General features: G+C 54.1%; 16 protein-coding genes and 4 tRNA genes. 7 read left to right on the forward strand and 13 right to left on the reverse strand.

Features of this window, described 5'->3' with window-relative positions; translation table 11 throughout:
- Positions 1-5 precede the first annotated feature (5 nt).
- Positions 6-293 carry a hypothetical protein gene (locus tag MVK46_RS06635; protein WP_297535845.1) on the forward strand — a complete coding sequence of 96 codons (288 nt, stop codon included), beginning with the start codon at positions 6-8 and terminating at the stop codon, positions 291-293.
- A 31-nt stretch (positions 294-324) separates the two neighbouring features.
- Here the strand turns inward: MVK46_RS06635 and MVK46_RS06640 are convergent.
- Both MVK46_RS06640 and MVK46_RS06645 read right to left on the reverse strand, forming a co-directional pair.
- Positions 325-402 (reverse strand) — tRNA-Ile (locus tag MVK46_RS06640).
- Positions 403-407: 5 nt separating this feature from the next.
- Positions 408-483, reverse strand: a tRNA-Asn gene (locus tag MVK46_RS06645).
- A 98-nt stretch (positions 484-581) separates the two neighbouring features.
- Here MVK46_RS06645 and MVK46_RS06650 point away from each other — a divergent pair.
- A tRNA-Thr gene (locus MVK46_RS06650) sits at positions 582-655 on the forward strand.
- Here the strand turns inward: MVK46_RS06650 and tmk are convergent.
- From tmk to MVK46_RS06665, 3 genes are all read right to left on the reverse strand, one after another.
- Entirely contained in the window at positions 656-1,279 is a 624-nt protein-coding gene (tmk, locus tag MVK46_RS06655; RefSeq protein ID WP_297535846.1) for a dTMP kinase, read from the reverse strand.
- Between the two features lie 82 nt (positions 1,280-1,361).
- On the reverse strand, positions 1,362-2,072 hold the full coding sequence (locus MVK46_RS06660) for a phospho-sugar mutase (RefSeq protein ID WP_297535858.1): 711 nt from the start codon (positions 2,070-2,072) through the stop codon (positions 1,362-1,364).
- Between the two features lie 10 nt (positions 2,073-2,082).
- Complete coding sequence (locus tag MVK46_RS06665; protein ID WP_297535847.1) at positions 2,083-3,168, reverse strand: NDP-sugar synthase; 1,086 nt, start codon at positions 3,166-3,168, stop codon at positions 2,083-2,085.
- A 141-nt stretch (positions 3,169-3,309) separates the two neighbouring features.
- On the opposite strand from MVK46_RS06665, the gene MVK46_RS06670 reads away from it, so the two are divergent.
- From MVK46_RS06670 to MVK46_RS06680, 3 genes are all read left to right on the forward strand, one after another.
- Complete coding sequence (locus tag MVK46_RS06670) at positions 3,310-5,187, forward strand: phosphoenolpyruvate carboxykinase (GTP) (RefSeq protein WP_297535848.1); 1,878 nt, start codon at positions 3,310-3,312, stop codon at positions 5,185-5,187.
- Positions 5,188-5,268: 81 nt separating this feature from the next.
- Complete coding sequence (malP, locus tag MVK46_RS06675; protein ID WP_297535849.1) at positions 5,269-7,764, forward strand: maltodextrin phosphorylase; 2,496 nt, start codon at positions 5,269-5,271, stop codon at positions 7,762-7,764.
- A gap of 148 nt (positions 7,765-7,912) precedes the next feature.
- Positions 7,913-9,223 (forward strand): sodium-dependent transporter, encoded by a 1,311-nt coding sequence (locus MVK46_RS06680; protein ID WP_297535850.1) that lies wholly within the window; start codon positions 7,913-7,915, stop codon positions 9,221-9,223.
- A 6-nt stretch (positions 9,224-9,229) separates the two neighbouring features.
- Here the strand turns inward: MVK46_RS06680 and MVK46_RS06685 are convergent, their stop codons facing one another.
- A complete protein-coding gene (locus MVK46_RS06685) occupies positions 9,230-10,948 on the reverse strand; it encodes a glutamate--tRNA ligase (RefSeq protein ID WP_297535859.1) in 1,719 nt (572 codons plus the stop codon).
- Positions 10,949-11,064: 116 nt separating this feature from the next.
- On the opposite strand from MVK46_RS06685, the gene MVK46_RS06690 reads away from it, so the two are divergent.
- The gene (locus MVK46_RS06690; protein WP_297535851.1) at positions 11,065-11,811 is read left to right on the forward strand and encodes a hypothetical protein; all 747 of its coding nucleotides are present in this window, start codon (positions 11,065-11,067) and stop codon (positions 11,809-11,811) included.
- On the opposite strand, the gene dnaG is transcribed toward MVK46_RS06690, so the two are convergent.
- The 6 genes from dnaG to dcd all read right to left on the reverse strand — a co-directional run bounded on the left by dnaG (position 11,812) and on the right by dcd (position 16,217).
- A complete protein-coding gene (gene dnaG, locus MVK46_RS06695) occupies positions 11,812-13,161 on the reverse strand; it encodes a DNA primase DnaG (RefSeq protein ID WP_297535852.1) in 1,350 nt (449 codons plus the stop codon).
- Complete coding sequence (locus MVK46_RS06700) at positions 13,158-13,559, reverse strand: toprim domain-containing protein (protein ID WP_297535860.1); 402 nt, start codon at positions 13,557-13,559, stop codon at positions 13,158-13,160. The genes dnaG and MVK46_RS06700 overlap by 4 nt, the downstream gene beginning before the upstream one ends.
- A gap of 45 nt (positions 13,560-13,604) precedes the next feature.
- Positions 13,605-13,937 carry a hypothetical protein gene (locus MVK46_RS06705; protein WP_297535853.1) on the reverse strand — a complete coding sequence of 111 codons (333 nt, stop codon included), beginning with the start codon at positions 13,935-13,937 and terminating at the stop codon, positions 13,605-13,607.
- 47 nt (positions 13,938-13,984) lie between these two features.
- The gene (locus MVK46_RS06710) at positions 13,985-15,259 is read right to left on the reverse strand and encodes a TIGR04013 family B12-binding domain/radical SAM domain-containing protein (protein ID WP_297535854.1); all 1,275 of its coding nucleotides are present in this window, start codon (positions 15,257-15,259) and stop codon (positions 13,985-13,987) included.
- A 63-nt stretch (positions 15,260-15,322) separates the two neighbouring features.
- Entirely contained in the window at positions 15,323-15,526 is a 204-nt protein-coding gene (gene hpkA, locus MVK46_RS06715) for an archaeal histone HpkA (protein ID WP_297535855.1), read from the reverse strand.
- A gap of 223 nt (positions 15,527-15,749) precedes the next feature.
- Positions 15,750-16,217, reverse strand: a complete 468-nt coding sequence (gene dcd, locus MVK46_RS06720) for a dCTP deaminase (protein ID WP_297535856.1) — start codon at positions 16,215-16,217, stop codon at positions 15,750-15,752.
- A gap of 111 nt (positions 16,218-16,328) precedes the next feature.
- On the opposite strand from dcd, the gene MVK46_RS06725 reads away from it, so the two are divergent.
- A tRNA-Arg gene (locus tag MVK46_RS06725) sits at positions 16,329-16,406 on the forward strand.
- Between the two features lie 72 nt (positions 16,407-16,478).
- On the opposite strand, the gene MVK46_RS06730 is transcribed toward MVK46_RS06725, so the two are convergent.
- A partial coding sequence (locus tag MVK46_RS06730) for an FAD-dependent oxidoreductase (RefSeq protein WP_297535857.1) occupies positions 16,479-17,630 on the reverse strand: 1,152 nt, incomplete at its 5' end.

Genomic DNA, 17,630 nt, shown 5'->3' on the forward strand with positions numbered 1-17,630 from the left:
GCCCCATGCCGGTTGTTCTCCAAAGAACTGGGGGTAAGTCCCTTTCTGACGCCCTAAAGGAGATGACTTTCGCATCAAAGATAATGTTGCTTGAGGAGCTGATGGCGATTTATAGTGAGTGGCTTGGAATGGTCAGCGAAGTTCTCGTCGGTTCTGAAGGCCTTCAGAAAGAGCTGAGCCCCTACGACGTTGAGGCGAGATACCGCCTTATGAAAACAATGGAGAAGCTGTATGCAACGAGCGACGTTTATAAAGCCCTCGATGACCTCGTGAGAACTCTTACGCAGGAGTAGTCGTTTTTATCAACTTTTACGAGAAGAACTCTGGTGGGCCCGGGGGGCTTTGAACCCCCGACCACGCGGTTATGAGCCGCGCGCTCTGACCAGGCTGAGCTACGGGCCCACTTCTGGCGCCGCCGCCCGGATTCGAACCGGGGACCGCCGGATTAACAGTCCGGCGCTCTACCAACTAAGCTACGGCGGCTCAACCCATTGTAGGGGATAATGGGGAGATTTATAAATTTTGCGGTTTCCTCGATGAAAAAATTTATAACGGAAGCCCTCTTTCATTAACCCGGCGTTGCCCCGGTAGCCTAGCCTGGCGGGGCGGCGGACTTGTAATCCGCCGGTCGCGGGTTCAAATCCCGCCCGGGGCTTCACTTCTCTTCCAAAATTGCCTCAACGAGTGCAACGATTTGCCTGTGGACGCTGTCAACGTCCTCCAGGGCGTTTACGATTTTTATCTCGGGGAACCTTTCAGCCAGCTTCAGGTAGTTTTCCCTGACTCTTCTCTGAAGCTCGTAAATCCTGTCGAATTCGCTCTTAATGCTCCTGCTCCTGAGCCGCTTCATGCTCTCCTTAACAGGCAGATCGAGGAGAACAACGAGGTCCGGTCTGACTGCAAAGCGGTTCAGGTCTATAAGCCACTCCAGGTCAAGCCCTCTGGCCCACTGATACGCGAGGGAGGAATAAAAATATCTATCGGAGATTACGATTTTTCCGGCTTCGAGGGATGGTTTTATAAGCTTATCAACGTGTTCCGCTCTGTCGGCGGCAAAAAGAAGCGCTTCCGCCTCATGGCTAATCTTCGCTCCGTCTATAATTCCCTCCTTTCCCCCCGTAAGAACGAGCCTCCGTATTAGTCTTCCAAAGGCCGTATCCGTTGGTTCCTTTGTTAAAACGACTTCGTAGCCCCTCTCCTCGAACCAGACCTTGAGGAGCTTTGCCTGTGTTGATTTTCCGGCCCCGTCTATGCCCTCAAGCACTATGAACGTTCCCACAGGTGTCACCTCCAAAATCGAGACAACCGTAGTTCAAAAACTTCTTCTGCTTATAAGGATTGTCTGAAAAAGTTAAGAGCAGTTAGCCGAGGGTTTTTTTCATGTGGTCCAGTAGGGCCCACATGCTTCCAAACTCAACACCCTCTCCCTCCCTGTAGAACTCAACGACCCCCTCCGGCCTGAAGCGAAGACCGAAGTCGTAGTGGCCCTTGCTGAGTTTGTGAAGGAAGACTTCCTTTGGCTTCGGAGGTAAATAACTCGTCATCATGTCGTTCATGAGCTCTACATCGAAGCCGAAGTGCTCGTTCATTCTCGGGAAGAACAGAACCGCGGGGGTGTTCATGGCGTCAACGAGGGCCCTGCCATGTATCTTGAAATTGTAATGCTTGAAGACCTCGTGCAGGAAGTCGTCGAGGGCGTTTGGGTAATAGACGGTTGCCCCTATGTCGTTGGGCTGGGCCTCTATGAAGCTCCTGCTTTTGAGAATGGCGTTTATCTCATCGATATCTATTCCGCTGACGTAAACGCGGACGCCACCGTAGTAATACACGTATGCCAGCGGGAGGCCCTTCCTGTGGGCGAAGTCCTTGAGCGCTATGAGCGGAATAAGGCGGACGTCCATTATCGTTGAACCCGTGCTGACTATACCGACGACCATTGCCCTCTTGCCGTAGCGCGATATTGCCCTCCCGTCCCTTCCAACTATTATGGTTCCGTGCGAGACAGTCCCTATCGCCCTGCCGAGGAGGGCGAGTTCCTCGGGATTGAACCGTTGGGAGTAATACACCTCCACTTCCACCACCTCAGTCCGGTAAGATTATACTTTCCTTTCCAATCCTCGACTCGACCCAAATCTTAACGTTTGAGCCTATCTTGCTGAAGTCCTCTATAAGGGTGTTGTCCCCGATGACACTTCCGGGTTGGATAACGACACCTTTGCCTATGTACACGTTCTCCCCTATTATTGCCTCTTTAATCTCTGCCCCCTCCTCAATCGTAACCCCTGAAAAGATGACCGAGCGCTCTATCTTAACGTTTCTGCCTATCTCAACGTCATCCCCAAGAACAGCGAACCCCCTTATCTCGGGCCTCCTGAGGATGCACCTTCTGCCCGTAAACAGCGCACCGCCGTATTCGAGGTTCCCCTTGAGGGTCTCGGTCTTTATGTGGGGGAGTATAAGCCTTCCAAGGAACACGTCTTCAGTTGCCTGCAGGTAGCTTGAAGGCCTTCCAACGTCGTTCCAGTACTCTTTAAAGGGGAACCCGTAGAGGGGAAGGTCGTTTTCGAGCATCCTCGGGAAGAGGTCCTTCGAGAAGTCGAAGTTCTTGTTCTTTGGAACGAGGTCGAAGGCATCAGGCTCGAAGACGTATATTCCTGCGTTGACGAGGTTGCTGAAGACCTCCTCCGGTCTGGGCTTCTCCTTGAACTGCTGAATCCTGCCGTCTTCGTCTATGATGGCTATGCCGTACTGCGTGGGGTCATCAACCTCAGACAGCGCTATCGTGGCGAGGGCCTTTTTCTTTCTGTGGTACTCGTAGAGGGCCTTCAAATCGAGGTTGGTGAGAACGTCGCTTGAAACAACAAAGAACGTGTCGTCCATGTGCTTGACAACCTTCTTGGTTGCGCCGGCGGTTCCGAGTTTTACGTTGTCCCCGTTTGAGTAACGAATCTCGATGCCCCACCTGCTCCCGTCCCCGAAGTATTCAATGATTCTTTCCTTCAGGTAGCCAACGAGAACGTAAACTTCATCAACTCCCGCCTTTATTAGATTCTGGAGGGCGTACTCCATCAGGGGCCTGTTGAAGAAGGGTATCATTGGCTTCGGTCTGTAAACGGTGAGGGGAAGAAGCCTGGTTCCCCTGCCCCCGGCTAAAATCACTGCCTTCATTTTCAGCACCATCTTTCATATTTTTCCGTCCGACTAAAATATTTTACGATGTTCAGTTCTGAACTCACGGGTTCATCAACGTCTGATGTTGGCGCAACAACTATTTTAAGCCATCGGTCAACATCAAGCGAGGCGGTGAAAATGGAGGCGCTCGAAAGGCTCAGAGAGCTCCTTCCAAAGGAGCAGTTCGAAAAGATTGAAGCGATAGACAATCCAGAGCTTCACGCTTTTTTGGCCGAGTGGATTGAGTGGCTCGAGCCAAGCAAGGTTTTCGTCTGCACTGACAGTCCGGAGGACGAGCATTACGTCCGCTGGAAGGCCCTCTACTATGGAGAAGAGAAGATGCTCGAAACGCCGAACCACACGGTTCACTACGACAACTACTACGACCAGGCCAGGGACAAGGCCAACACCAAGCTCCTCGTTCCCGGCGGAAAGGAGATTCCCTTCCTCAACACCAAGGACCGCGACGAGGGCCTGAAGGAGATTAGAGAGCTGATGAAGGGTGTCATGCGCGGAAAAGAGCTGTTCATCTGCTTCTTCGTTCTCGGGCCTAAGAACTCGATATTCACAATTCCGGCCGTTCAGCTCACGGACTCAGCGTACGTGGCCCATTCGGACTTCATACTATACAGGAAGGGCTACGAGGAGTTCAAGCGCCTGGGAAGGAGTGCGAGGTTCTTCAAGTTCGTCCACTCGGCAGGAGAGCTCGACGAGAGGAAGACGAGCAAGAACCTCGACAAGAGGAGGATTTACATCGACCTCGTGGATGACACCGTTTACTCGGTGAACACTCAGTATGGTGGCAACACCATCGGTTTGAAGAAGCTCGCCTTCAGGCTCACCATTCAGAAGGCGGTTAAAGAGGGCTGGCTCAGCGAGCACATGTTCCTAATGAGGGTCAACGGCCCGAACGGCAGGAAGACCTACTTCACCGGTGCCTATCCGAGCATGTGCGGGAAAACATCAACCGCCATGATTCCCTGGGAGAACATCGTTGGAGACGATTTGACCTTCATCCTCCCGGTCAACGGCGTGGCGCGCGGTGCCAACGTCGAGAAAGGTGTCTTCGGCATAATCCAGGGCGTCAACCCCGAGGACGACCCGATAATCTGGAAGGTCCTCCACTCGCCGGTCGAGATAATCTTCTCGAACGTCCTCGTCAAGGACGGAAAGCCCTACTGGAACGAGATGGGCGTCGAGATTCCGGACGAAGGCGAGAACCACAGCGGAAGGTGGTGGAAGGGGAAGAAGGACAAAGAGGGCAACGAGATACCGCCTAGCCACAAGAACGCGCGCTTCACCGTTTCGCTCGAGCACTTCCCGAACGTGGATTTGGAAGCCCTTGAGAACCCGTGCGGTGTGGAAGTCGGCGGAATGATTTTCGGCGGTCGCGATAAGGACACCTGGCCCCCGGTGAGGGAAGCCTTCGACTGGAAGCACGGAGTGGTAACGATGGGCGCATCGCTTGAGAGCGAGACGACGGCGGCGACGCTTGGAAAGGAAGGGGTTAGGGCCTTCAACCCGATGGCCATACTCGACTTCATGAGCGTCCCGCTCGGCGAATACATCGAGAACTACCTGAGGTTCGGCGAGAAGCTGAGGAAAACGCCGAAGATATTCGCCGTCAACTACTTCCTCCGCGACGAGAACGGCAACTGGCTCAACCACAAGCTCGACAAAGCCGTCTGGCTCAAGTGGATGGAGCTTCGCGTTCACGGCGACGTTGATGCAATCGAGACGCCGATAGGCTACATCCCGAAGTACGAGGACTTGGCAAGGCTCTTCAAGGAGGTTCTCAACAAGGACTACAGCAGGGAAGCCTACGAGAAGCAGTTCACGATAAGGGTTCCGGAACTGCTCGCAAAGATTGAGCGCATCGAGAAAATCTACCGCGAGAAGGTCAGGGAAGTTCCGGAAGAGCTCTTCCGGGTTCTTGAAGAGGAAAAGAAGAGGCTTCTTGAAGCCAGGGAGAAGTACGGCGACTACATCAGCCCCTTCGCCTTCCAGGGTTCCTGACGCTTTTCTTCCCTTTTCGTCGAACGCCGAGCGGCAGGGTTTTAAAGGTCGGGGCAAGAAGTATCACCATCGGTGGTTTCTATGGTTCGCGTCGATGAGTGCACCTATGAACTCATCAGGGAAAAGCTCCCGGGACCCCTCAGGGGTCTTGCGGATTTGGCCTACAACTACTGGTGGAGCTGGAACAGAAGGGCAACGAAGCTCTGGGAGAAGATAGACCCGGAGCACTGGCTTGAATTCAAGAACCCCGTCAAATTACTCCTCGATACTCCGGAGAGCAGGTTCCGCGAGCTTCTCCGTGATGACGATTTCATGAACCTCTACGAGCTCGTTATGGAGCAGTTCGAAAACTACATGAGCCCGAGCTCAACGTGGTTCTCGACCAACTACCCCAAGTGGGACAAGCCGATTGTGTATCTCTGCATGGAGTACGGCATAAGCAAGAGCCTGCCGATTTATTCGGGCGGACTCGGGATTCTTGCCGGTGACCACGTCAAGACCGCGAGCGACCTTGGTTTGCCTTTCATAGCGGTCGGCCTGCTCTACAAGCACGGCTACTTCCGGCAGGAGATTGACGAGAAGGGAAACCAAATCGAGATTTTCCCCGAGTACAGGCCTGAGGAGATGCCGATAAAACCCGTCCTCGATAAAAGCGGCCGGAGGCTCCTCATAGAGGTGCCGATAGAGGACAGAATCGTCTACGCGAGGGCCTTTGAAGTCCGGGTTGGAAGGGTCAGGATTTACCTCCTCGACACGGACGTCCCCGAGAACAGCAAAGACGACAGAACGATTTGCGACTACCTCTACAACGCGGAGATGGACAAGAGGATAAAGCAGGAAATTCTTCTCGGCATCGGCGGAATGAGGCTGTTAAAGGCTTTGGGAATAGAGCCCGGTGTTGTCCACCTCAACGAGGGGCATCCGGCCTTCGCGAACCTCCAGAGGATTGCGTGGCTCATGGAGGAAGGCCTTACTTTTGCCGAGGCCCTGAGCGTCGTAAGGGGAACAACTATATTCACGACTCACACGCCCGTCCCGGCCGGCCACGACAGGTTTCCAATAGAGGAAGTCAGAAAAAGGCTCGCCAGGTTCCTTGAGGGCAGGGACGAACTCCTCAACCTCGGCAGGGAGGGCGACCAGCTCAACATGACCCTTCTTGCGATTAGGACTTCGAGCTACGTCAACGCCGTCAGCAAGCTACACGCGGAGGTAACGAAGAAGATGTGGCAGAACCTGTGGCCGGGGGTTCCCCTCGACGAGATACCCATCGAGGCCATAACGAACGGCGTCCACACGATGACGTGGGTGCACAACGAAATGAGGAAGCTCTTCGACCGCTACATCGGTAAGGTGTGGCGCGAGCACACGAACATAGAGGGCATATGGTACGCCGTCGAGAGGATTCCCGATGAAGAGCTGTGGGAAGCGCACCTCGAGGCGAAGAGACAGTTCATTGAGCTCCTCCGGAGGAAGGCGATGGAAAGGAACGAGCGTCTGGGTATAGACGACCCGATTCCAGCTATAGACGAGAACGCGCTCATAATAGGGTTCGCGAGGCGTTTTGCAACATACAAGCGAGCGGTTCTCCTCTTGACCGACCTCGAGAGACTGAAGCGTATCCTGAACGACCCGACGAGGCCAGTTTACATAATCTTCGGCGGAAAGGCACACCCGAACGACTGGGGAGGGAAGGAGTTCCTGAAGAGAATCTACGAAGTAAGTCAGATGCCGGAGTTCAGGGGCAAGATATTCGTCATGGAGAACTACGACATGGGAAGCGCGAGGCTTATGGTTGCCGGTGTTGACGTCTGGCTGAACACGCCGAGACGGCCGCTTGAAGCCAGCGGAACGAGCGGCATGAAGGCCGGCCTCAACGGCGTCCTCAACGCCAGTGTTTTCGACGGCTGGTGGGTTGAAGGGTACAACGGCAAGAACGGCTGGGTTGTTGGTGAGGAGAGCACAGAACCCGAGACCGAGGAGGACGACATCAAGGACGCACACTCCCTCTACGACCTCCTTGAGAGGGAGATAATTCCGACCTACTACGGCAACAGGGCGAGATGGGTTTACATGATGAAGGAGAGCATAAAGAGCATCGCCCCGCGCTTCAGCACCCACAGGATGGTGAAGGAGTACATGGACAGGTTCTACTCAAAGGCCATGAGCAACCACATCTGGCTCACGAGGGAGAACTACAGGGGGGCGAAGGAAATAGCCGCTTGGAAGGAGAGGGCCGTTGCATCGTGGCCGAACGTCAGCTTTGAGTCAGTTGAGGTTCACGACAGGGAGAGGCTTGAGGTCGTTCTAAACTTAGATGGGCTTAAACCCGAGGACGTTAAAGTGGAGCTGTACTACGGTGTCAGGGCAGAAGGGTACCACATAGAGAAGCCCTACATCATAGAGCTAAGGCATCCGGAGAGGCTCGACGAGACGAGATGGCTTTATAGATACGAAGGGAACGCGCTCAAGCACCTCGGTGACCCGTGCTGGCACTACGCTTTGCGCGTTTACCCGCACCATGAGAAGCTTCCCCATAAGTTCCTGCTGGGCCTTGTGAAGTGGTGGGGGCTGGATTAACCACGAATTTTGGTGTGAGATGTTTTATTTTCTCTTTCCCATGATTCCATTTGAACCTATGTCTTTGGCCTCTTGGGCACTTCGGAAAGATAGACTTTTAACTCACCGTCCCCAACCCAGAGTGCGACAACCCTCCGGGGGGCTGGGAATGGACGAAATGAAGAAGTGGACGCTGTATTTGACTTTCCTCGTTGCGGGGTTTGCAACGGGCATAGGGACGATAGGACTGTTCCCCCAGTTCTGGCTTGAATATGGAATAACCGGACTAGTAATCCATCTGGGCTTCCTAGCGCTCTTCACTTACGTGGCGATAATCGAGGCGGAGAGGGTCATGAAGTCCGGCTACTACTTCGTCGAGCTGTACAAGAAAATCCTCAGAAAGCCTGCGATGATAACGGTAATACTCGTGCTGATAGCGATATTCCTCTCTTACTACGCCGCAAACACAATGCTGATTCTGCTCGCGCCCGTGGTTGGAACCGGAGCCTTGGGAAGGCTGATTGCAAAGATTATAATGCTGGCGATAGTCTTCGTTATACTCACCAGGGCTAAAGAAAAGACGTTCTCAATAATGGCTATCGGTTCAATGATTCTGGTCATAGCGGTCGTCATCACGACGATAGCCTTCTGGACGAGGATACCCCCAACGGCGGCTTTCCTCGGAATGGCCAAGCACATGGCCATGAGCAGGCAGCACGTCAGCCTTGCGATGATAAAGCTGGCCGCGGAGAGGGCGCTCTACGGGGTTGGCCTCGGCTTTGCCTTCTACCTGATGCTCGGAAGCTTCATGAACGAGCGCTTTAACCACAAGCTAATCATCGGAACGGGAGTTTTCATCCAGTTCATAATAGGAGTGCTCTCGACAATCACGATAATATACGCAATCGCACCGGCAACACCGGCTGAGCTTCTCAAGTACGTTTACGGCGGCGAGGAGGGGGCAATACAGCTCATGGGCGAGCTTCCAAAGATTCTGGCCCACTATCCGGGACTGCTTCTCCTCATAGTGCTGTCGATATTCTTTGCCGGCGTCACGAGCATTCTTCCGACGGCGGAAGTCGGCCTTCAGATACTCGAGTCGAGTATGGGAGTAAACAGAAACAAGGCTGCGATGTACCTTATAGCGATTTCCCTCGCCATAGGAATTCCCGATTCAGTGCCGTCCCTCGCAGAGGCTCTTCTAAAGGCGGTGTCGATATCCATATTCTTCACGGCCCTCTACGAGCTCTATCCCGTGGTTTCAAAGGAGGTTTCAAAGGTCACGGGAATCAGGCCAACAACGGCCAAGATAGTTGCGAGCGCCCTGACGGCGGCGTTCCTGATTCCCTCAGGTCTCTACGCCATATACTCCAACTTCAAGGCAGGAGACCTCTACGTGCTCTCGGCCCTGCTGGCTGTTATACTGGTGCTCTTTGGCTTCTTCGGGAACAGTTTATTTGTAAGGAAGGCCCCGGAGTGAGGGCCTTCATTTGTGGGCGAAAATCGCCCGAACCTTTCCATCTTTTACCTCGTCTATTCTCACGAAGCCGAAGCGCTCGAACTGAACTACGTCATCGACCTTAACGTCGGCGTCGCTCTCAAGGAGTCCCTCCCTGATAATCAGCTCCTCGCCCTCGGGAACCCAGACCTCACAGGGCTTTCCATCTGTGACCCAGTGAACCATCCTCCACCTGTTCTTTCTCGCTATCTCGTAGTCAACGCTGTGGAACCTCGCCTTGATGCCCTCTTCACTCACCTCAAGGATTTCGACGTTGAAAAGGTCCTTAAGGCGAACGAAGTTGCCGGGCTTGAAGAGCTCCATGTCGTCCTTGGAGACGTAAACCGGCTTTCCGGGGACGAATTTGAGCTTCCTAACGCCCCTCTCGGGGTGGTCGGGGTGGAGAGGAATCTCGGCAACGAACTCCTCGTCGTAGCCCTCAATCCACATCGGAACCGGGTCCGCGACGAAGAAGTAGCGGTTCGCTATCGGCTCGATTATGCGCCTGTTTATCGCCGCGAGGTTGTCCCAGCTTACCGTTGTGTCGCTCCTCTTCAGGCCAACCTCGATGATTAGCTCCCTTATTGCCTCGGGCCGTATTCCGCGCCTCCTCAGAGCCCTGATAGTTCCAAGCCTCGGGTCGTCCCAGCCGATGTATTTGCCCTCCTCTATGCCCTTCCTCGTCTTGGACTTGCTGAGGATAACACCCTCGATGCTCAGCCTGCCGTGGTGCACCGTAACCGGATACTCCCAGCCGAAGTAGTCGTAGATGTAGCGCTGTTTCGTTTCGTTCTCGGCGTGCTCCTGCCCGCGGAAGATGTGCGTAACGCCGAGCTCGTGGTCGTCTATGGCAGATGCGAAGTTGTAGAGGGGCCAGACGCGGTACTTGTTGCCGGTCCTCGGGTGGTTGGGATTGTCTATTATCCTAAGAGCGGGCCAGTCCCTGACGGCGGGATTTGGATGCTTGAGGTCGGTCTTTATTCTGACGACCGCTTCGCCCTCCCTGTACTCTCCGTTCAGCATCTTCCTCCAGCGTTCGAGCTGAACCTCAACCGGCTCGTCCCTGTGTGGGCAGGCGATGCCCTTGTCTCTCAGTTCGCGGAACTCCTCCGGCTTACAGGTGCAGACGTAGGCCTTGCCCATCTTTATCAGCTTTTCAGCGTAGTCGTAGTATACCTCAAGCCTGTCGCTCGCTATGTGTACTTCGTCAATCTTGAAGCCGAGCCACTCCAAATCCTCTTTAATCCACTCGTAGAAAATCGGCTCCGGTCGTTTTACCTTTGGGTCGGTGTCGTCGAAGCGGAGTATGAACTTGCCGTTGTACATCCTCGCGTACTCGTGGCTCAGAATAGCTGCCCTCGCGTTTCCGAGGTGGAAGGCACCGTCGGGGTTGGGCGCAAAGCGGGTGACGACCTTTCCCTTCTCAGCCTTCGGGAGTGGCGGGAGGCCCTTCTTTTCCTCCCTCTTTTCTGCCTTCTCCTCAAAGAACTCGGGGTAAATCTCCCTCAGCTTGGCCTCCTGCTCCTCAGGGGAGAGGGCGTTTACCTTCTCGACTATCTCGTTCACTAGCGGGATTATCTCCTTGGCTTTCGGTCTCAGTTCGGGGTTCTCACCGAGGACCTTTCCGATGACGGCTTTGGGATTGGCTTTTCCCTTGTGGGTGTAGGCGTTGATGAGCGCGTACTTCCAGATTAGCTCCTCAACCACTTCCACCACCGGGTTAAAAAGAGAGCGGGAGGTTATAAAGATTAGGAAAGCATAAATAGTTCGCCGTGCATACATTATCCGGTACGGTCATGAATACGGGGGTATCAGCCGAAGGGATGAGGTATATGGAGTTGCTCAGCACGGGGTTTGAAAGGCTTGACAGAGCTCTCGGCGGGGGACTGCTCCCGGACTCAACAACCTTGATTGTCCACGAAACGTACTCCTGGGGCTGGGTTCTTGGGTTTGCGATTCTCAAAAACCGCATTACTGCGGGTGATTTCGGGGTCGTGATGAACTCCGTCCTACCCCTCTCTTCTCTTGAAATGGAGCTTAAGCCCGTGGGCTTAGACGTTGAGAACCTTGGAAGGGCAGGGAAACTGACGGTTATAGATGTCTTCTCCTCACTTCTCGGCATAATGTATCCGCAGGATTTCGTTTACTCCCTTGACAATCTCTCCGCCGAGACGTTTGTTCCAAAGTACGAGATGCTCTACAGGAGTGTTCTTAAGTCCCGGATTGGGAATAGACGGCCGGTTGGCCTCGATTTCACCCTCGATGGAATCGCTTTCATAATCGGGGAGGACAGCACAATCAGGGTTTTTCAGCGGTTTATGGCCCTTAAGGAAAACAGCAGGCTTCGAGAGAACAGGAAGAGGCCGGTGAACATCCTCGTTGTAAACAAGGACAGGGTCTCCCAGAGATTCCTCTCATGGTTTTCCCTGTACTCCCAGTACGTTCTGGAAATCCAGTCCGGAAACGGAGCCGTAGAAAAGATACTGGTGCGGAAAAGTCCCCTGGTGTACACACCCAGGGGGAGGGAGCTGAAGCTGAAGAGAAAAAGGGGAAGAATTGCGGTGGAGTAGTCACTCCGCAAAAGTTATTATCTTGAGCGTAACCGGGCGCCTGACAACATTGTACTTTCTGGCACCGATGAGATACTTAACATTGGTCTCGCTGACGGTGTCGATTAGCCTCTGTGTTATAACCCCGTTGAAAACGACAGCGTAAACATCTTTCCTCTCCTTGAGCTGGTTGGTAAGCTCCCTGACGGGTATCTCTGCTATGACGTTCTTGTTCTCATCGAGAAGGAGTGCTATCCCGTCTTTCTTAACGCGCTCTATGAACTCCCCGAACTCTTCGAGCTCAGGAATGCGGGCCTTTTCGATGGGTTTGATTATTTTTTCCTCCCTAGCCGCCTCTTCCCTTTTCTCCTCCGGAGCGGCGGGAACAACGCGGGGCTCGGGTCTCTTGGGTTCCGCCTTTTCTTCTCTTTCCTTCACGAGCTCGTAGAAGCTCTTGCCCTTGTTGAACATCTCGTTGATAACCTGCTCGGCCGGAACCTTGCTTCTTAGAGCTTTTACTATCTCCTTCTTGGTGAGTTCCTCGACCTCCTTGCCCTCGGGGGCACGGGCAACGTAGTCTATGTCCGCAACCTGGAGGAGCTCCTTGAGTATAAGCTCCCCACCGCGGTCGCCGTCGGTGAAGGCGGTAACTATTCTTTCCTTGCTGAGCTTGATTATGGTTTCCGGAATTGAGGTTCCCTCTACCGCTATAGCGTTCTTTATGCCGTGCTTGAGCAGGTTGAGGACGTCGGCCCTTCCCTCAACGACGATGATTGAGTCGGAGAACGGAACGTGAGGTCCTGCGGGAAGCTTCTCTGGTCCGTACTCGATGAGCTCCTTAGCTCTGACTGCCTTTTTGACTTCCTCGGTGAGCTCCTGAGTCTCGGGAATCTCCTGCTCCATGAGGGTTTCGAGTATCTCTTTGGCCCTCTCGATGATGTACTTCCTCTTGGTTGCCCTGACGTCCTCTATGCGAAGAACCCTTATCTTGGCCTCGGCTGGACCAACGCGGTCGATGGTTTCCAGCGCCGCGGCGAGGATAGCCGTCTCAACCCTGTCGAGGCTCGACGGGACGGTTATGGTTCCGTAGGTCTTGCCGGCCTTGTTGTGAACCTCGACGCGAATCCTGCCAATCCTTCCGGTCTTCTGGAGCTCCCTCAGGTCGAGGTCGTCTCCGAGAAGGCCTTCGGTCTGTCCGAAAATAGCACCCACAACGTCGGGCCTTTCAACGATGCCGTTAGCCTCAAACTCGGCGTAGATGACGTATTTGGTCGTTCCGAACTCGTCCTTTCCTGACATAATACCACCCTCTTTAGCCTTTTTTCGTTTTTCAGCCAAAACCTGCTGGAGTACAGCCTTTTTTCTCTTCATCGAATCCCCTCCAGCCGGGGGTCAGAAACGGAGATGACCTTCAGGTAGAGGCTGTATAGGTCCTCAATGCCTTTAGCGTCTTTTTTGACCAGCTTCTTGAGCTCCCTTCTGGTTTCCACGTCCACCCTGCAGGGGTAGCCGGCCAGGTAGCGGAGGAGCTTTTTTGCGAGCTCCTCCCCCTTCCTGTCAAAGTCCGTGAGTATCTTAACGTTGCCATAGGATGATGCAATGAGCGCGACCTCCGCCAAGGGCAGACGTGAGAGCCTGATTACCTCCGCTCTGACCCCCAGATTCCTCAGAGCCACCTCGTCTCGCATGCCCTCAACGATGAGGGCGCCTTCAAACTCTCGCAGTTCGTCTATAAGCTCCAGGAATCTTTTATAGTTTTCGGCGTACATAACGCCCTCGCCCTTCAATACTCCCTGAAGTTAAAAGCTTTTGGGTCATGGCCTTAGCGAGACCCAGAGGCGGTAGTTGTGCCTTCTGCCGATTAAAACCGCTACCACCGGACCGATTACGAGCAACGAAATCAACGCATCGCTTCCGACTGTGGAGTTCTTGAAGACCGTCACGCCGAGGACGATGGCCAGTATAAAGCCAGCGAAGAACCCGATGAGCGCGTACAGCAGGGGACCCCCGATTGATGGCTTGAGCGAGACTACGTATGCGCAACCTCCGATTATGAGAACACTGAGAAAAGCTCCTACATCCCCGCTGACGGCGTAGAAGAGCAGAGCCGAAATGATAACGGCCACGATTAGGCCCACGTTCCTCATGCAACCACCCAGAGTGTTTCTAACGCGTTTTCCTAAAAGTTTTTTGCTCAGCAAACCGACCGAATCCTGCCGTGATAGCTCATAGGCTCCTCATAGAACTCCTCTATCAGCTTCTGGAGCCTTCTTGAAAGCTTTATCTGGACGCCCCATGAGCCTTCAATTTTGCCCTTCGCCGCCATCCTGCCGAGGAACTTTTTCATCTCCTCGCTCAGGGGAGAGGGCCTGCACCGCGCCCAAGGCGTTCCGGGCAGGGGCATGAAGTAGTGGGCCCGAACCTTCCCGCCCTTTCTCATAATCCACCTCATAAGCTCAATGCTCTTCCTCTGGCTCTCCTCGCTTTCCCCGGGCAGGCCAACGATGAAGTCAACCACAGGCTCAAAGCCGTACTCGAGCATGTATTCAACGGCCCGCTGGACGTGCTCAACCCTGTGAAGCCTGTGCATCGCTTTCAGCATTGCGTCGTCCCCGCTCTGCGCTCCAATAGCCAACCTTCTGTTGTCGGCGTAGTCTATCAGCAGCTCGAGGGTTTCTGGAAGAACGAACTCCGGCCTGACCTCGCTCGGAAAGGTTCCGTAGAATAGCCTCCTTCCCTCTTTCCTGAGGGGTTGCAAAGCCTTGAGAAGGGCCTCGAGCTTGTTAAGCCTGAGTATCGCTCCCGGACTCCCGTAGGCGAAGGCGTTGGGTGTTATATAGCGCATGTCCTTCATTCTCCTCGAGTACTTCACAATCTGGTCTATGGGCCTGTGCCTCATTCGGAAGCCCTTGATGTAAGGTGTTTGACAGTAGTAGCAACGGAAGGGACAGCCCCTGCTTATCTCCATCGGCGAAATCAGGCGGACGCTTTCAGGATACGGTGGAAAGCGCCAGAAGTCCTCAACCTTTGCGAAGCCGGTGAAGGTAAACTCGCCGTTGAGGTAGAAGGCGAGACCCTTCACCTCTGCAAGCTCTGGAGTTACCCTGTAGCCAGTCCTCTTTAGGGTTGTCAAAAGCCGGTAGATTACCTCCTCGCCTTCACCGATGACCGCTATGTCAAATCCCAGAACGTTGAGGGTATGCCTCGGCATCGCTATGGCATGGTATCCACCAGCAACGAGAAGCGCTCCCCTCTCCTTTAAAAGCCGGACTTCCTTCGGGAGGTCGCCCCAGATTTCCTCCGTGAAGAATGAGTAGAGAACGACTTTCGGCTTTGCCTTGAGAATCTCGTTGAAGTCCTTCGTTATGAGCAGTTCACCCAAATCGAATCCCTGACTCTCCAGAGCGGCGAGGAGATGGACGAAAGCGTTGTGATTGCGTTTTGTCATCCTGACAGCTATTTCGGGCATGGTTAAAAGCGTGAAAAGAGATTTAAAACGCTAACGGTGGAAAGTAATGAAAAACAAAGGCCTTCAGGCCTTTATAGCGAGCTTGATGTCCTCGGCCTTGACGGTCTTCCTGCCGGCGTGCCTGGCGAACTCGTTGGCCTTCTTGGCAATCTCGATGGCGTACTCCTCGAGGTACTCGGCGAGGACCTTGGCGGCCTCCTCGCTGACTCTCTCAGCGCCGGCCTTCCTTATAAGCCTGTCAACCGGGGCAATTGGAAGCTCGGCCATCCACAACACCTCCTTGAAGTTTTCTTCGGTATTCTTTTGGAATTTGAAGATATATAAAACTTTCGGTAAAGAAACCCTGAGAAGGCGTTAAATCGAGAATGCACCTAAATATACATGGTAATACTCCTCTAAGAAAACGGCCGGGTAGAAAACGTGAGATGGGATTGAGACAATTGTCGAAAAAGTGAACGAAGTCCCTTGGGGAGAGTAAGGGAGAAGGAACCTAAGGCTTCCTTTTCGAAAGCACTAACCCCTTACTGCCCTGGTACTGCCCAAAGTAGGGCCGCCTCGCGGGTCCTTCGAGGCGAACGAAGGCCATCTGGACGAACCTCTCCATGTAGTGCAGCTTTACTTCCTTCTCTGAGGCATTAAAGAGACCCAACGTCAGTTTTCCGTCCCAGCCGGGGTCTACCCACGCAAAAGAGCCTATGAGACCTTCTCGGGCCAGACTGCTTCTGAGCTTCATATCCCCCATCACGTCGTCGGGAAGCTTTACCCTCTCCAGAGTTAGAACAAGGGCGTAGGCCTTTGGTGGTATTACTACATCCCCGCTCTCCCTGACGTTTACAAGCTTTCCTGCAACAATAGCCTCATCTCCGACCCTGAGGTCGTAGCCGGCCGGCTGAAGGGACTCCTCTGAAAAAGGCTCTATTAGGATTTCCCTTCTGATTTTCCAGTCCGGAAGCATCAAAGCTACCACCGAAAGCGATATAACAGTGGTATATAAAAAGACATCTGGCCCGTGATGAGCGGTTGGCCCGGCACCGAGGGGTGCGGAGGGTCACCACTCCTGAGGCCCAGCGGGCCGGTGGCCTAGTCTGGATGGGGCGTCGGCCTTCGGAGCCGAAGGTCGCGGGTTCGAATCCCGCCCGGCCCGCCATCGAAACTTTTGCCAATGCTTCTTCTGGAAAGCTAGTTCCTTCGTGAAGAAAAAGGAGAAGTCGAGAAGAACTCACGTTCTCAGCTTTGCAAGTGCATCCTCAGCCGCTTGAAGTATCTGATACCCTATCGGGGATGCCGTCAAGAGCGGGTGGGTCGCTATCTGGAGGGTGTAGAGCTCGCTCGCAGTGAGCCTCTTCTGTATGGCCAAGGCAAGGATGTTTATCATCTCGCCGACGCTTTTGCCACCAGCTATCTGGGCCCCGAGTATCGCACCCCTGTCGCGGGAGAAGATGAGCTTTACAGTTATCATCGAAGTATCGGAGAACTTCGCAGGGTGCCTGTCCGGGCCCTTACCGTAGCCCACGATGACCTCAAAGCCCTCCCTCTTTGCCTGCTCCTCCGTCAAACCGGCCGCCGCAAGGGTGAGGCCCGCTATGTGGGTTGAGTAGGCACCTATTGTCCTCCTGTTCTCCCTGACAATCTGGAGCTTGAAAAGGTTGGCCCCTGCAATCCTCGCCTCGAAGGTGGCAGTTGAGGCGAGCATGAGCTGGTAGGGCTTGCCCGTGAAGAAGTCCCTGTGCTCCACGCAGTCGCCGACCGCGAAGATGTCGGGATGAGAGGTTCTCATGTACTCGTCGGTCCAGACCCCGTAGCGAGTAACCTTGAGGCCGGCCTTAACTGCCAGCTCGACGTTGGGTCGGTAACCTGTGGAGAGGATTACCAAATCGGCCGAGATTTCTCCCCCGTCAAGGAGCTTGACTTTCTCCACCTTCCCGTTCCCGGCGAAGCCCTCAACCTGCCCGTATGCAATGTTTATTCCGGCTTCCTTCAGCTTTCCTTCAATCATCTCACTGAACTCCGGGTCAAAGGAACTCCGTAGCAGTCTGCTCCTGACGACTAAAGTCACGTCCTTGCCGAGCTTCCGTATCTCGTCGCCAACCTCAAGGGCTATGAAGCCACCGCCGACGATGACGATTTTCTCGGCTTCCTCTACTTTCTCCCGGAGCTTCTTGAGGTACTCGTAGTCCTTGGGAACGGTGTATACCCCATCGAGGTCAACGCCCGGAAAATCCGGCTTTGCAGGCTTCGAGCCCGTCGCCAGGACCAGCTTCTCCCAGGCTATCTCCTTTCCGGACTTGGTCTTAACGACCTTCCTCTTCGGGTCGATGTCAGTAACCTCGTCCGTCAGGATATCGACGCCGAGGGGCTCTAGGAACTTCTC

Source organism: Thermococcus sp. (assembly GCF_027066465.1).
In the GTDB taxonomy this organism is placed as follows: Archaea; Methanobacteriota_B; Thermococci; order Thermococcales; family Thermococcaceae; genus Thermococcus.